The organism is Eubacterium maltosivorans (genome assembly GCF_002441855.2).
Lineage (GTDB): Bacteria > Bacillota > Clostridia > Eubacteriales > Eubacteriaceae > Eubacterium > Eubacterium maltosivorans.
In genome coordinates, this window is sequence record NZ_CP029487.1 from 560,301 (window position 1) to 574,451 (window position 14,151).

At 47.1% G+C, this 14,151-nt stretch carries 12 protein-coding genes; 11 read left to right on the plus strand and 1 reads right to left on the minus strand.

What is annotated here, in order from left to right:
- The first annotated feature begins 5 nt into the window (after positions 1-5).
- A complete protein-coding gene (locus CPZ25_RS02835; RefSeq protein WP_058694703.1) occupies positions 6-2,945 on the plus strand; it encodes a vitamin B12-dependent ribonucleotide reductase in 2,940 nt (979 codons plus the stop codon).
- Between the two features lie 74 nt (positions 2,946-3,019).
- On the opposite strand, the gene CPZ25_RS02840 is transcribed toward CPZ25_RS02835, so the two are convergent.
- On the minus strand, positions 3,020-3,217 hold the full coding sequence (locus CPZ25_RS02840; RefSeq protein ID WP_058694702.1) for a CsbD family protein: 198 nt from the start codon (positions 3,215-3,217) through the stop codon (positions 3,020-3,022).
- A 293-nt stretch (positions 3,218-3,510) separates the two neighbouring features.
- Here CPZ25_RS02840 and proB point away from each other — a divergent pair, with 293 nt between their 5' ends.
- The 10 genes from proB (at position 3,511) to CPZ25_RS02890 (ending at position 14,124) form a co-directional block, all read left to right on the plus strand.
- The gene (proB, locus tag CPZ25_RS02845) at positions 3,511-4,347 is read left to right on the plus strand and encodes a glutamate 5-kinase (RefSeq protein ID WP_058694701.1); all 837 of its coding nucleotides are present in this window, start codon (positions 3,511-3,513) and stop codon (positions 4,345-4,347) included.
- On the plus strand, positions 4,325-4,480 hold the full coding sequence (locus tag CPZ25_RS02850) for a hypothetical protein (protein WP_013380364.1): 156 nt from the start codon (positions 4,325-4,327) through the stop codon (positions 4,478-4,480). The genes proB and CPZ25_RS02850 overlap by 23 nt, the downstream gene beginning before the upstream one ends.
- 48 nt (positions 4,481-4,528) lie before the next feature.
- Positions 4,529-5,674, plus strand: a complete 1,146-nt coding sequence (locus CPZ25_RS02855) for an MGDG synthase family glycosyltransferase (RefSeq protein WP_058694700.1) — start codon at positions 4,529-4,531, stop codon at positions 5,672-5,674.
- Positions 5,675-5,804: 130 nt separating this feature from the next.
- A complete protein-coding gene (rpsO, locus tag CPZ25_RS02860; RefSeq protein ID WP_013380366.1) occupies positions 5,805-6,071 on the plus strand; it encodes a 30S ribosomal protein S15 in 267 nt (88 codons plus the stop codon).
- A 119-nt stretch (positions 6,072-6,190) separates the two neighbouring features.
- Positions 6,191-8,269: a polyribonucleotide nucleotidyltransferase gene (locus tag CPZ25_RS02865; protein WP_096919932.1), complete on the plus strand. Its 2,079-nt coding sequence runs from the start codon at positions 6,191-6,193 to the stop codon at positions 8,267-8,269.
- Positions 8,270-8,279: 10 nt separating this feature from the next.
- Complete coding sequence (dut, locus tag CPZ25_RS02870; protein WP_058694698.1) at positions 8,280-8,729, plus strand: dUTP diphosphatase; 450 nt, start codon at positions 8,280-8,282, stop codon at positions 8,727-8,729.
- Between the two features lie 59 nt (positions 8,730-8,788).
- Entirely contained in the window at positions 8,789-11,164 is a 2,376-nt protein-coding gene (locus tag CPZ25_RS02875) for a DNA translocase FtsK (protein ID WP_096919931.1), read from the plus strand.
- Positions 11,165-11,168: 4 nt separating this feature from the next.
- A complete protein-coding gene (rimO, locus tag CPZ25_RS02880) occupies positions 11,169-12,509 on the plus strand; it encodes a 30S ribosomal protein S12 methylthiotransferase RimO (protein ID WP_096919930.1) in 1,341 nt (446 codons plus the stop codon).
- Positions 12,496-13,041 carry a CDP-diacylglycerol--glycerol-3-phosphate 3-phosphatidyltransferase gene (gene pgsA, locus CPZ25_RS02885; RefSeq protein WP_013380371.1) on the plus strand — a complete coding sequence of 182 codons (546 nt, stop codon included), beginning with the start codon at positions 12,496-12,498 and terminating at the stop codon, positions 13,039-13,041. The genes rimO and pgsA overlap by 14 nt, the downstream gene beginning before the upstream one ends.
- 72 nt (positions 13,042-13,113) lie before the next feature.
- Entirely contained in the window at positions 13,114-14,124 is a 1,011-nt protein-coding gene (locus tag CPZ25_RS02890) for a nucleoid-associated protein (RefSeq protein ID WP_096919929.1), read from the plus strand.
- The last annotated feature ends 27 nt before the right edge of the window (positions 14,125-14,151 follow it).

Genomic DNA, 14,151 nt, shown 5'->3' on the forward strand with positions numbered 1-14,151 from the left:
TAAGATTGAAAGAGCTGAAAGATCTATTTAAAAGACATTTTACGAAAGAACTGGAAGGCAGTAATAAGACTGTCTACGATCTTTTCGAGTGGCAGAATGTTGACGTCAATTTAACAAATTATCAGACGGGCGCGACCATTTTGTCCATGGAAGATCTTGAATTTCCAGTTGATTATTCGCAAAATGCCTGTAATATTATAGCCAGCAAGTATTTCAGACGACGGGGAATCCCAAACGGTCTGGGCTATGAACACAGCATGCGTGAAGTTGCCGACCGCATGGTTGGCTTCTGGGCAGATGCTTTGAAAGAAGAAGGCATCATCGAGACCGCTGAAGAGTGGCAGATTTTTTACGACGAGATGGTTTACGCTCTGTTGAAACAGATGTGGGCGCCAAATTCACCGCAGTGGTTCAATACTGGCCTGGCCAGAAGCTATGGCATCAAAGGTGACAAGGACGACCTTTATTACTACGACGAGGCGGCCGGTGAGGTTAAAGAATCAGATGACCGCTATACCCGGACTCAGTCAAGCGCCTGCTTTATTTTGTCCATCGAGGACAAGCTGCTCGGCCATCACTCCATTTCTGAGCATTATGTCAGTGAGACAAAGCTGTTTAAAGGCGGTTCCGGTGTTGGCACAAACTTTTCATCGCTTCGCGGCGTGAATGAAAAGCTATCGAGCGGCGGGCAGTCCTCAGGAATGATGAGCTTCCTGCAAGGGCTTGACCGTAACGCAGGCGCCATTAAATCCGGCGGCACCACAAGACGTGCGGCTAAAATGGTCATTGTAGATGTGGACCATCCCGAAATTGAAGAATTTGTGGACTGGAAGGTTAGGGAAGAGGATAAAGTCCGCGCTCTTGGAAAGATGGGCTATGATACCTCCATGGACGGTGAGGCATACCGCACCGTTGCAGGGCAGAACTCAAATAACTCCGTCCGTTTAAATAAAGAATTCATGGATGCTGTCATCAATCTTGAGCACGAACCGGATCACAAAATGACTTTGAAGGGACGCGTAGACGACGCAGTTAACCGTGAAGTATCCGTCAAGGAGCTGTGGCAGAAAATCAACACAGCTTCCTGGGCCTGCGCCGATCCTGGACTTCAGTTCGACGATCTGTTTAACGCCTGGCATACCTGTCCCGGCGGTGAAGATGGCGATACCTCCAAAAAAGAAAACCGGATCAACGCGACAAACCCATGCTCAGAGTATGCTTTCCTAAATGATACAGCCTGTAACCTGGCATCCATCAATATTTTCCGCTTCTTTGACCCGGAAACCAACAAAATTGATATTGAACGGTTTTCACATTTAGCAGGACTGATCCAGCTGGTGCTGGAGGCTTCGATCTATTGGGGACAGTTCCCAACAGAAGATGTTGCCAGAAAAAGCTACCTGTTCCGCACCACTGGTCTGGGCCTTGCCAATGCTGCGTCATTGATTCTGGCGCTGGGCTATCCTTATGATTCCGATGAAGCCCGAAACCTGATCGCAGCTTTATGCGGCATTATGACAGGACATTCCTACTATGTTTCAGCCATGATGGCCGGAAAGGTCGGGCCTTTTGCGAAATATGAGATCAACAGTCCTTATATGAAGCGCGTTATCCGCAACCACAGCCGTGTCGCGGGCTATCTGACCGATGACTATGAGGAAATGACTTATGAACCGCTTAAAATCAATCATGAACTTTTAGAAGAAATGGGTTTCCTGAATATCAGCAGCCGTATCAAAGACGCGTGGAAGGATGCCATTGACTATGGTGAGCTGAGCGGCTACCGCAATGCGCAGGTTAGCGTTATCGCGCCGACCGGTACCATTTCCTTTGCCATGGACTGCGGCGCCACCTCTGTCGAACCCTTCTACAACCATGTGGTATTCAAAAAACTGGTAGGCGGCGGCTCCATGGAAATCGTGAATCCAGTGATGGAGATTGCCCTTAAAAATCTGGGTTACAAGCCAAAGGAAATTTCCGATATACTTGGTTACATGCTGGATAAGGATGAAAAAGGCTATCTGCGCCACGACAGTCTGTCCGGCGCGCCGCATATCAAGCCAGAGCATATTCCGGTTTTTGACACAGCCAATACCATCCGCCCAGAGGGCCATGTGCTCATGGTTTCGGCCATTACGCCGATGATCAGTGGTTCGGTTTCAAAGACTGTGAACCTGCCGTCAGACGCGGAGATAGAGGATGTTAAGAAAATTCATCTTCTGGCATACACTACCGGCGCCAAAGCCATTGCCGTTTACCGTGATGGCTGTAAGGCATCACAGCCTTTAAGCTCCGGTAAGCAGGAGGAAGGCGAAAAGCATCTGGAGGATTGTTCTTATAAGGAGCTTCTTGAATTTGCAAGAGACTGTAATCAGGGGGTTCCCAACCGGCGTAAACCAGACGGTATGCGTATGAGCCGTACCCATGCGGCTAAAATCGGCGATATTGAGCTTTATATCACCATCGGTTTTTATGATGATGGTAAAATTGCAGAAATTTTTGTATCCACCGATAAGGATGGTACAGTGGTTAAGGGACTGCTGGCTTCATTGTCCAAGTCCATCTCCAATATGCTTCAGTACAATATTCCGCCGGAAAAAATATCCATCATGCTGAGGGGCCAGAAGTACGAGCCGTCAGGCTTTGTCCAGAGGCATCCGTATATTAAATACGCATCCTCTATTTCTGACCTGATCTCCAAGGTCATTGATATTGAATGCGGTGATTATTCCAAATGCCAGGTGAAGCCGAAAGCTCCCCTCGCAAAGGTAGACGCCAGCACAGCAGCTCCGACACCGGAAACTATGCCGCTTCAGATGGAAATGGAAATTGAGGGTGAAAAACTCTATGGGGAAGTGTGCAGCCAGTGTGGCAGTGACCGCATGGTCCGCAATGGTACCTGTAAGGTTTGTATGGACTGCGGCACCACCACGGGCTGCAGCTGATTAAGCTAAAAATCAGAAAAATAAATAAACCGGGATATTCAGCTTGGAATATCCCGGTTTTTTATGTGAATGTTTTATTTATTCATACGATCCTTTACATCATCTGCAACATCTTTCGCTTTTTCTTTTACGTCATTTGCTTTTTCTTTGATTTTTCCGGCTGCCTTGTCCATCATGCCTTCGGCCTGTAAGCCCTTATCGCCTGTTGCACCGCCGACTCGGTCTTTTACTTCGCCTTTTGCCTGATCGGTAAATCCTGTATCTTTGCTCATAATAAAGCCTCCTTAATAAGAATTGTTAGTTCTTATATACCCCCAGACAGGTGAAGAAAACAATCGTCTTTCTATTCCTAAGGAAAGCTTTAGTTTTGAAAAAGAAAAAGCAGAGAATAGACAGAAGGTATACCCAGCGCGTCAGGATAAAACAAACTTGCAAAATTAAGTTAAGTTTGATATGATAATATTTCAGAATAGTCACCAGACCGACGGCGATAGTCTTTAATCAAAAATGGACAGACTAAGCTGCCTGAGTGGAAGACAACAGTAGACAAATGGAGGCGCATTAAATGCGACAGACAATTAAGGAAGCAGAGACCATTGTCATCAAAATGGGCACCACCTCAGTAACCCATGCCAATGGTACCCTCAATTTAAAAAAGCTTGACCAGCTTGCAAGGGTTTTGACTGATCTTGAAAACAGTGGGAGAAAGATGGTTTTGGTATCTTCGGGTGCCATCGGCTGTGGCATGAACCGTTTGGGTTTAAAGGAACGGCCGAAGACACTGGAGGCCAAGCAGGCCACCGCTTCGGTGGGGCAGGGGCTTTTGATGGAGATTTATCATAAGTTTTTTGATGAATACCACCAGAATGTGGGGCAGATTCTGCTGACCAAGGATGTATTCAAGCATTCCATTAAAAGAAGCAATGCCATCAATACCTTCAAGGCACTGAAAAACCGCAGCATCATCCCGATCGTCAATGAAAATGACTGTATCGCGACGGATGAAATTCAGGAGGAGTGCTTTGGGGATAATGATATCCTGTCTGCCATGACTGCCGACATTGTGGACGCTGACCTTTTGATTATTCTCTCGGATGTGGATGGCCTGTACGATTCAAATCCCAATGAAAATGAGGATGCCATACTTCTCCAGACCGTTGAGACGATTGATTCCGATATTTTAAACAGCGCGGGATGTTCCACCTCCGGCCTTGGAACAGGCGGTATGGTGACCAAAATCGGGGCGGCTAAATACGCAACCGACCGGGGAATAAACACCATCATCGCATCCGGTGAGGATGTTAAAGTGATTTATGATATTTTAGAAGGCAATGAAATAGGAACATTTTTTATTAAACAGGATTTACAGGAGGTCCAAAATGTTAAAAAAAGTAATGATTAGTTTGTCTGCAGTAGCAGCTGGTATGCTGACCGTATTGGGCGCTTTTTATGTAGCAGAAAAACGCCGTGAAAAAGCAGTCGGCGGTAAATTAATGAAGGTGCAGTACCGTTTTACCAAGGATTTTGACGATTAAAAGCAGACAATATATAAAATAAAACAGACGAAAAATTTGGAGGGGTCAATGTCTAAGATCTTTATTTTTACAGCATCCACCGGTGCGGGACACAACCTGGCAGCAAAATCCATTGCCCAGGCTTTATCCGAATATGGTTTTGAGGTAGACGTTTATGATGCCTTCAAGGAAAGCAGCGCCGTTTTAGACAAAATCGTAACAAAGGGCTACAAGCAGCTGGTTGAAAATGTGCCAAAGCTTTATGAGCAGATTTATAACCAGTTCAACCACATGACGCCTTTTCAGCAGAATATTTTTAAGATGATGACAAAGGTTATGAATCCGGAAATTGTTCCCATGATTCATAAGGAACAGCCGCATCTGCTGATTTCAACCCATCCCTTTGTCACCAATATTTTAGGAACCTTAAAAGAGCACGGAGCCTTTGACCTGCCAGTGCTCTCTTTTGTGACCGATTATAAAATCCACAGCGTATACCTGCACAAAAAAATCAACGCCTATGTGGTGGGCAGTGAGTACACAAAGGAAACCATGATTGAAAAAGGGGTAAACCCGGACATTATCTATCCTTTCGGCATTCCCATAAGACAGGAGTTTGTGGAGGATACCCGAAAGAAAGCTGAGATCGAAGATCCAACGATCCGCGGTACAATACTGCTTATGGCGGGCAGTATGGGTACCAGACAGATGGAAAAAGCCTTTGTTGCGCTGATGAAGGCTCAGGAAAAAATTAAGATTATTGTGGTCTGTGGCAACAATAAAAAGGTCGAGCGCTCCATTGAGTTTTTAAACAAGGTCTATGAGACAGAGGATAAGGTTGTGGAAATTCATGGCTTTGTCGATAATATACCCGAGCTCATGGACGAGGCCGACGCTATTATCTCCAAGCCAGGCGGTCTGACAAGCACAGAGGCGATCGTCAAGTGTATTCCGATGATCATCCCCTATTATTATCCGGGACAGGAGGAAGAAAACGCCGATTATTTGGTGGAAAGCGGCATGGCCATCAAGGTGGACAAGATCAAGGAGCTGACCTCCATGGTTGATTTTCTTATTGAGAATAAATACATTATTCAGCAGATGGCTGAAAATATGTCTGAGGAAGCCAGAAACCATTCGATGGAAAAAACCATCGAGCTCTGTAAAAAACTGATTTCAGAATATGAAGCGGGAGAAATAATCCCGGAACTCTGATAAAAAACTTTACACCGTCCTGCGGTTATGGTATCATTATTACGTTAAGCCCGTTCTCTTGGTTTTTCGAAACTCCAACGAAATACTGTGATTACGGAGTCTATTTATAATTTAAGGAGAATTGACACAAATGATTTCAAAAGAAGAAAAAGAACGCATTATTGCAGAGTACCAGACACACGAAGGTGACACTGGTTCTCCAGAAGTACAGATTGCTATTTTAACAGCAAGAATTAATGGTTTAAATGAACACTTTGCCGTTCATAAAAAAGACCATCACTCAAGAAGAGGTCTTCTGAAAATGGTCGGTCAGCGTAGAGGTTTATTAAACTATCTCAAAAAGAAAGATATCATGCGCTATCGTGAATTAATTCAGAGATTAGGCTTGAGAAAATAGTACTGTAAGGCGGAGTATTCCGCCTTTTTTCTTTGAATTTTCGAACATCTGTGCAGATGATTTTGAAATAAACGGAGTCCAGCCGCTTCGTAAATCGGCTGATATCATTGGAGGTATTAATGAGAATATTTGAAACAGAAATTGCCGGTCGTCCCTTTAAGGTGGAAATCGGCGAGGTTGCACAGCTTGCTAAGGGCTCTGCAATGATCCGCTATGGTGAAACAAGTGTGCTGGCCATAGCCGCTGCATCTAAAAAACCTCGTGAAGGTATGGATTTTTTTCCGCTGAGCGTGGATTATGAAGAAAAACAATACGCAGTTGGTAAAATACCAGGAGGCTTTTTAAAAAGAGAAGGCCGTCCTTCTGAAAAAGCAATTTTAAACTCACGTTTAATCGACCGTCCGATTCGTCCGCTGTTCCCCAAGGGGTTCCGCAACGACGTTCAGGTAGTTACTACGGTCATGTCTGTTGAACAGGATAACGCACCGGAAATCGCCGCGATGATCGGCGCATCCATTGCTCTCAGTATTTCAGACATTCCTTTTGACGGCCCTACTGGTTCTGTAGCGGTTGGACTGATCGATGGCGAGTTCATCCTGAACCCGACCGAAGCCCAGCGTGAAGCCAGCGATTTAAGCTTGACAGTCGCCGGTACCAAGGATGCCATTATGATGGTAGAAGCCGGCGCTAACGAAGTTTCTGAAGAAACCATGCTGGAAGCAATTTTATTTGCGCATGAAGAAATCAAGAAAATTGTGGCTTTTCAGGAAGCGATTGTCGCAGCAGTGGGTGTGGAAAAGAAGGATTATACCCTTTACCTGCCAACAGACGAGCTGACCGCAGAGGTCGAAGCTTTTGTAGGCGGTAAAATGCATGAAGCGGTTCACACTGAGGATAAAACAGAACGTCTTGAAAATATCGACGCGGTTAAGACCGAGGTGGTTGAACACTTTGGCGAGCTTTATCCTGATCAGTTAAATGATATTGATACGATTTTAACCGCACTTCAGAAAAAAGAAGTCCGCAGCCTGATTCTGGTAGACCGCATCCGTCCGGACAACCGTAAAATGGATGAAGTCCGTCCAATTAGCGCGAAAATCGACTATATCCCGAGAGTGCATGGCTCCGGCCTGTTCACCAGAGGCGAAACACAGGTGCTTTCCATCGCGACTTTAGGCGTCCTGAGAGATGCCCAGGTGCTGGACGGCCTATCCAACGATACGGAAAAACGTTATATGCACCAGTATAACTTCCCAGGCTACAGTGTTGGCGAGGCAAGACCAATGAGAAGCCCAGGCCGCCGTGAAATCGGCCACGGCGCCCTGGCAGAACGTGCGCTGCTGCCAATGATTCCGCCGGAAGAAGAATTCCCCTACGCCATCCGCGTGGTATCTGAGGTTTTAAGCTCTAACGGCTCTACTTCTCAGGCCAGCGTATGCGGCAGCAGCCTTGCCCTGATGGCAGCGGGTGTACCGCTCAAGAAGCCGGTCGCCGGTGTGGCAATGGGCCTGATCAAGGAAGAAGAAAAGCTGGCCATCTTAACGGATATCCAGGGCATGGAAGACTTCCTCGGAGACATGGACTTTAAGGTTGCCGGTACTAAAGACGGGATCACCGCTATTCAGATGGATATCAAGATCCACGGTATCGACAGAGAAATTTTAACCCAGGCACTGGAACAGGCCCGCATTGGCCGTATGCACATTCTGGGCATCATGAACGAAGAAATTTCTGAACCGCGCGCAGAATTATCACCATATGCACCGCGTATTATGACGATGACCATTAACCCCGATAAGATCCGTGACGTTATCGGCTCGGGCGGAAAGGTCATCAATAAGATTATTGAGGAAACCGGCGTTAAGATTGATATTGAGGACGATGGTACCATCTATATCGCGTCTGAAGACGGTGTTGCAGCAGATAAGGCTAAAGCGATTATCGAAGATATTGTCAAGGAAGTGGAAGTCGGAGAGGTTTATACTGGCGAGGTCGTTCGTATCATGAACTTTGGCGCCTTTGTATCTTTGCCCGGCGGTAAAGACGGCCTGATCCATATTTCCAAACTTGCCAAGGAACGCGTGAAATCCGTAGAGGATGTCGTGAAGGTTGGTGACGTTGTAACCGTCAAGGTTGTTGAAATTGACGATAAGGGCCGCATCAATTTATCAAGAAAAGCGTGCTTACCTAAGGATTGAGTGTTATAATATGGAAAAGTGCAAGGTAAAAATATACAACGCATCCAAGTACCCGCTGCCGGAGTATCAGAGCTCCGGTGCTGCCGGGGTGGATTTATACGCGGATATAGACGAACCGATTGAGATTTTAAACCAGAATATTTACACCATTCCGACGGGAATTTATTTAGAACTGCCGGCGGGATACGAAGCTCAGATCCGGGCGCGTTCGGGTCTGGCCATGAAGCACGGCATTGCCTTGGTCAATGGGATTGGTACCATTGATTCAGACTACCGTGGTGAAATAAAGGTTATTTTAACAAATCTGAAGGCCTTTTCCCATACCATTCATCCCGGTGACCGCATCGCGCAAATGGTAATAAAATCCTATGTGACTGCTGATTTTGTAGAGGTCGACAGTGTAGAGGCTCTGACGGACACAGAACGCAGCGACGGTGGATTTGGACATTCCGGTATGTAGGAATACAAGGTACAGAGGATCTGTGCCTTTTTTTATTAAGTAAGTGAGGTGATAATAAGGTGGCAACAGCAAGCAAAAAGAAACCTGCCAAAAAGCGCGCGGGAAGCAGAGCCAAAAAGCAGCCTGGCATGAGCCCAATGGTCAAGCAGAGAATAACCGGTGCAGTGCTGGCCGTTCTCGGCCTCTATGTCGGCTATGCTTTTTTGACGGCAACGCCCGGAATTTTAGATAAAATTGTAGGGAAAGTTATCTTTACCTACATGTTTGGCAATACAACGATCATGATTGCCCTTTATATGATCGCCTGGGGAATCATGCTGTTTTTTAACAAGCACAGAGGAAATATACAGACGCTGGTCATGGTGTTTTTACTTCTGGTTAATCTGATGGTGGTCTTCAGCCTGAATATTCCGAGGCTTATGACCTACAGCGTGCTCGATCTTTTCAGCGTGGCCAGCTATGGCGGCTATGGAGGAATTATCGGGATACTGCTGTCCTACTTCCTTCAGATGCTTGTGACCAAGGTTGGTACCATTGTCTTTTTGATACTGGCGTCCATCGCCGAGGCCCTGCTGATCGTACGGGCAAATTTTAACGAATATTATCAGAAAATGAAGGAAAACAAATTCGGCGTTGCGCCTCTGAAGAATAAGGTCGGCGATCTGGTGGAAGAACGCAAGCTCTCAAAAGAACTGAGTGAAAAGAGCAAAAACGCCAAAAAGAGCAGGACAAAACAGGAAGAGCCGGCAAGTGACAGCTATGACGGCCTGTTCCAGCGCTCAGAGACTGGAAAGGTTTCGATTGACACAGAAATTCTTGATTTTATTGACGATGTCAATAAAGAGCTGGATGAATCAGACACCTTGGAGGATTCCAATGAGGCTCTGCCAGAGGAACAGCAGGAAAGGCTTTCGATCCTTCCTGAAAAGAAGCAAAAACAGAATAAAATTGTGGATGAGCTTTTGGATTTATCCGACAACGGGGAGGACCCCATAAACCCTCAACTGGAGGCTGACGAGGTTTATCATTTCCCGGAAACGACTTTGTTAAATCCGCCAGCCTCCGGTTCCAAAAACAGAAAGGACGCAGTGGTTAAAAAAGCCAGAATTATCGAGGAAACCCTTTCTAATTTTGGTGTGCATGCCAAAATTGTCGGGGTAGACGTCGGCCCGAGTATTACCCGGTTTGAGCTTCAGCCCGAACCGGGAGTAAAGGTCAATAAGATTGTTAATCTGGCTGACGACCTGGCCTTAAATCTGGCGACCTCGGATATCCGTATCGAAGCGCCTATTCCGGGAAAAGCTGCGGTGGGCATTGAGGTGCCAAACGAGGAGAGCGTTATCGTTGGCCTGCGTGAGATCATTGAGACGCCGGCCTTTGAAGGCTTTAAAGGGCCCCTGCCTTTTGCCCTTGGCAAGACCCTGTCCGGACAGAATATTATTGGGGACATCAGCAAAATGCCCCATGTGCTCATCGCCGGAGCCACAGGTTCTGGTAAGAGCGTATGCATCAACAGTATTATCATCAGCCTTTTGTACAAGGCTTCACCTGAGGATTTGCGTTTTATCATGATTGACCCCAAAATGGTCGAGCTGAACCAGTATAACGCCATACCACACCTGCTGATTCCTGTGGTCACAGACCCTAAAAAGGCCTCCTATGCCCTGAACTGGGGAATTAAGGAAATGACGGATCGTTACCAGTTGTTTAAGGAAAACGGCGTGCGTGATATTGACGGTTATAACGAGCTGATGGCTGGCCAGGGCGGCGAAAAGCTGCCGCGTATTGTCATTGTGGTCGACGAGCTGGCCGACTTGATGATGACATCGCCGAAGGAATGTGAAAACGCGATCTGCCGTATTGCGCAGCTGGCCAGAGCCTGCGGGATTCATCTGATCATCGCGACCCAAAGACCCTCGGTAGATGTTATCACCGGGCTGATCAAGGCAAATATCCCATCCCGTATTGCCTTCTCAGTGGCGTCTAATACGGACTCCCGTACCATTCTTGATATGGCCGGGGCTGAAAAGCTGCTGGGCAAGGGGGATATGCTCTACTACCCCGTCGGAAAATCAAAACCGCTGCGCGTGCAGTGTACCTTTGTATCTGACGCGGAGATCAACCGCGTAATCAATGCGGTCAAACCCAAAAAACAGCCAACCTACAATGATGAGATTGAAGAGGCCATTAACGAGCCCCAGGAAGAAGAGGAAGCCAAGGAGGATGACCTGGACCCGCTGTTTGACCAGGCAGTGGAGACGGCCTTTACCTATAATCAGGTATCGACCTCCATGCTCCAGCGTAAGCTGAAGGTTGGCTATGCCCGGGCTGGAAGGCTCATCGACTCCCTTGAGCAAAAGGGGATTATCTCAGGGCCAAACGGCAGTAAGCCGCGAACCCTGCTGATGACACAGGAAGAGTATTACAGGAGGTGACAGAGTGAAGAAGATACATATCACAACCCTGGGCTGTGATAAGAATACCGTAGACGCCCAGCAGATGCTGGGAATGCTCGCGGAAAATGGCTATACCATTGAGCCGGACCCGGCGCAGGCTGAAATCATCGTCGTCAATACCTGCTGCTTTATCCAGGCGGCCAAGGAGGAATCCATTGAGTATATCCTTGAATACGCCGGCTATAAGGAAAGCGGTCCGTGTGAGATTCTGGTGGTGGCGGGCTGTATGGCGGAACGCTATCATAAGGAGCTGGCTGAGGAAATGCCTGAGGTTGACGGCTTTCTAGGTGTGGGCCATATCGACAATATCATTGACCTGATTAAATCGATTGAAAGCGGAAGAGGCGGTGAAACCCTCGCGGGAGATATCGACCGGCCTTACCTGGAAGAAATGCCCAGGTATATCGAGGACAATACGATCACAGCCTATCTGAAAATCAGTGAAGGCTGTGACCATCACTGCACTTATTGTGTGATCCCGAAAATCCGCGGAAGGCACCGCAGCCGTCAGCCAGAGGCCATTTACAGGGAAGCGGCTTACCTTGAGGAAAAGGGTATCAGGGAGCTGATCATTATCGCTCAGGACATCACCCAGTACGGAAATGATCTGGATGAGGAGATCGATCTGGCCGGACTGCTGACGCGTCTGTCTGAGGATTTTTCTTTCCATTGGATACGCCTGCTCTATATGTATCCTGAGGGAATCACTGAAGCGCTTCTGGATGTGATTGCAGGCCATGAGAATATCTGTCATTATTTTGACATTCCAATCCAGCATACTGAGGATAAGATTTTAAAACGCATGGGGCGTCCGGTCAGCAAGAGCCATCTTTTTGAACAGGTTGGGCTGATCCGTAAAAAGCTGCCTGATGCGGTATTGAGGACGGCGATCATCACCGGTTTTCCCGGTGAGACAGAAGAAGACCATGAGGGCCTTCTGGCGTCATTGAGAGCGCTTAAGATCAACCGTCTGGGTGTATTTAAATATTCGCAGGAGGAAGGGACTCCCGCGGCAGCCTTCCCGAACCAGGTGGATGAAGCGGTTATGGAAAGACGGTGGAATGAAATATACGGACAGCAGGAGGAAATAACGGCTGAAGCCAATGAGGCCTTTGTTGGCAAAAGCCTGGACGTTTTAATAGAAGAAATGGAAGCGCCGGGAACTTATTCCGGCCGAACTTATGGTGATGCACCAGAAATTGATTGTATGGTTTTTGCCAATAGCGGGGAAGAGGTATTAGACATTGGCAATTTCTATAAAGTAAAAATAATCCAGACACTGGATTATGATTTGATAGGAGATGTAGAAAGTGAACTTACCTAACAAAATTACCATGGCCCGAATCATTATGATTCCATTCTTTATTATTGCCCTGCTGGTCAATTTTCCATTCCACGAGCCCATCGCAGTGGTGATCTTTATTGTCGCCTCTGCCTCTGACGCGGTGGACGGGCATCTTGCCAGAAGCCGGAATCTGATTACAGATTTCGGAAAATTTATGGACCCGCTGGCCGATAAGCTGCTGACCTGTTCAGCGTTTATCTGTCTGGTTGAGCTCCAGATGATTCCATCCTGGGTGGTGATCATCATTATTGCCCGCGAATTTGCCATTACAGGCCTCCGGACGCTGGCTGCCTCCGACGGCATCGTCATTGCCGCCAGCAAATGGGGTAAAGCCAAAACCATTTCTCAGATGATTGCCATCATCGCGTTGCTGCTGGTCAACTGGCCGGTTATGGCATTCCCCGCGCTGCTGTTGTTTGGTAACATCATGGTTTATGTTGCCCTTGCCCTGACCCTGATCTCAGGCATTGATTATTTCAGACTGAACAAGGGTGTTTTTAGAAGTATGTAGGTTTTTGAAAGTAAATAAATGAGAATAAAAAACAAGCGCGGCGGAAGCCGCGCTTTTGTGTGAGGAGTTTTTATGGAAATCGATGTTCATGTAAAAAGAGCGATTTTACACATTCTGGATACAGGCGCGGGCATTCCGGTGCTTTCGGATACGCTGCTGGGCCTGCCCATCGGTATCCAGGAATACTTATATAAGCATCTGACCCGGGCCATGAAGGACCCGGATATTAAGAGAACCCAGTTTGTGGACCCGCCAAGCCGTTTTTGTGATCTGGTACAGCAGTATAAAAAGGACGGCGAAAGCTTTACCTCTGTCAGCCAGGAAATTGCGAGTCTGCTCTTTGATTTTATGCTGGAAAACGTGGGAGTGCCGTCGGCCGATCTGCTGGTGGTCGATTTTATCGGCGATGGAGAGCCTTATTTGGGTGTTTTAAAGCTGAATTACAAGCACAGCTATATCCACTATGTCGACCACGAGGACGGCCGTTTAAACGATATTCTGCGCCAGCCCTGCTCACTGCCGACAGAGGGGCAGCGGCTGGATGAGTTTGTGATCATCAACCTGAATACAGACCAGATTTTTCTTAAGGAAAAGAAGTTTGAGATTGATGATAAAAAGGAGTACTATCTCTCCAACCGTCTGGTTTTATGTGAGGATGTGCTCTCCGAAAAACAGACATTTGATATTGTGGAAAAAACTGTTAAAAAAATTATCGCCAGCGAGTATAACGGTGACATCGAAAAGCTGAACACTGTCAAGCGGGTCATTGCCGACGACTACGAATCGGACTCGGTCATCGATATGGACAGTATCGCGCAGGCCACCTTTGGCGATGACTTTACCGTTAAGGAGCGTTTCAGGGAAGAAGCGGCCAAAAAGGGTCTCACCCAGAGCAAGGTGGCGGTAAGCGATAATATTGAGAACAAGATTTTTAAAAAACAGAAGTTTGTCACAGACTCCGGTATAGAGCTCTCGATTCCAACAGATTACCTCATGCGGGAAGATATTGTGGAGTTCAGAAATAATCCGGACGGCACCATCTCGGTTGAGATAAAAAATATAGAAGGGTTTGTGCCAAAGTAAGCGGCTGCCAAATACGCGTTCCGGGTA

Bases quoted from the DNA above. Each gene is read 5' to 3' on its own strand.
- CPZ25_RS02855 (WP_058694700.1), top strand. From the start codon at position 4,529: ATGTCTAAGATCTTTATTTTTACAGCATCCACCGGTGCGGGACACAAC.
- proB (WP_058694701.1), top strand. From the start codon at position 3,511: ATGCGACAGACAATTAAGGAAGCAGAGACCATTGTCATCAAAATGGGC.
- CPZ25_RS02865 (WP_096919932.1), top strand. From the start codon at position 6,191: ATGAGAATATTTGAAACAGAAATTGCCGGTCGTCCCTTTAAGGTGGAA.
- rpsO (WP_013380366.1), top strand. From the start codon at position 5,805: ATGATTTCAAAAGAAGAAAAAGAACGCATTATTGCAGAGTACCAGACA.
- CPZ25_RS02890 (WP_096919929.1), top strand. From the start codon at position 13,114: ATGGAAATCGATGTTCATGTAAAAAGAGCGATTTTACACATTCTGGAT.
- CPZ25_RS02850 (WP_013380364.1), top strand. From the start codon at position 4,325: ATGTTAAAAAAAGTAATGATTAGTTTGTCTGCAGTAGCAGCTGGTATG.
- CPZ25_RS02840 (WP_058694702.1), bottom strand. From the start codon at position 3,217: ATGAGCAAAGATACAGGATTTACCGATCAGGCAAAAGGCGAAGTAAAA.
- dut (WP_058694698.1), top strand. From the start codon at position 8,280: ATGGAAAAGTGCAAGGTAAAAATATACAACGCATCCAAGTACCCGCTG.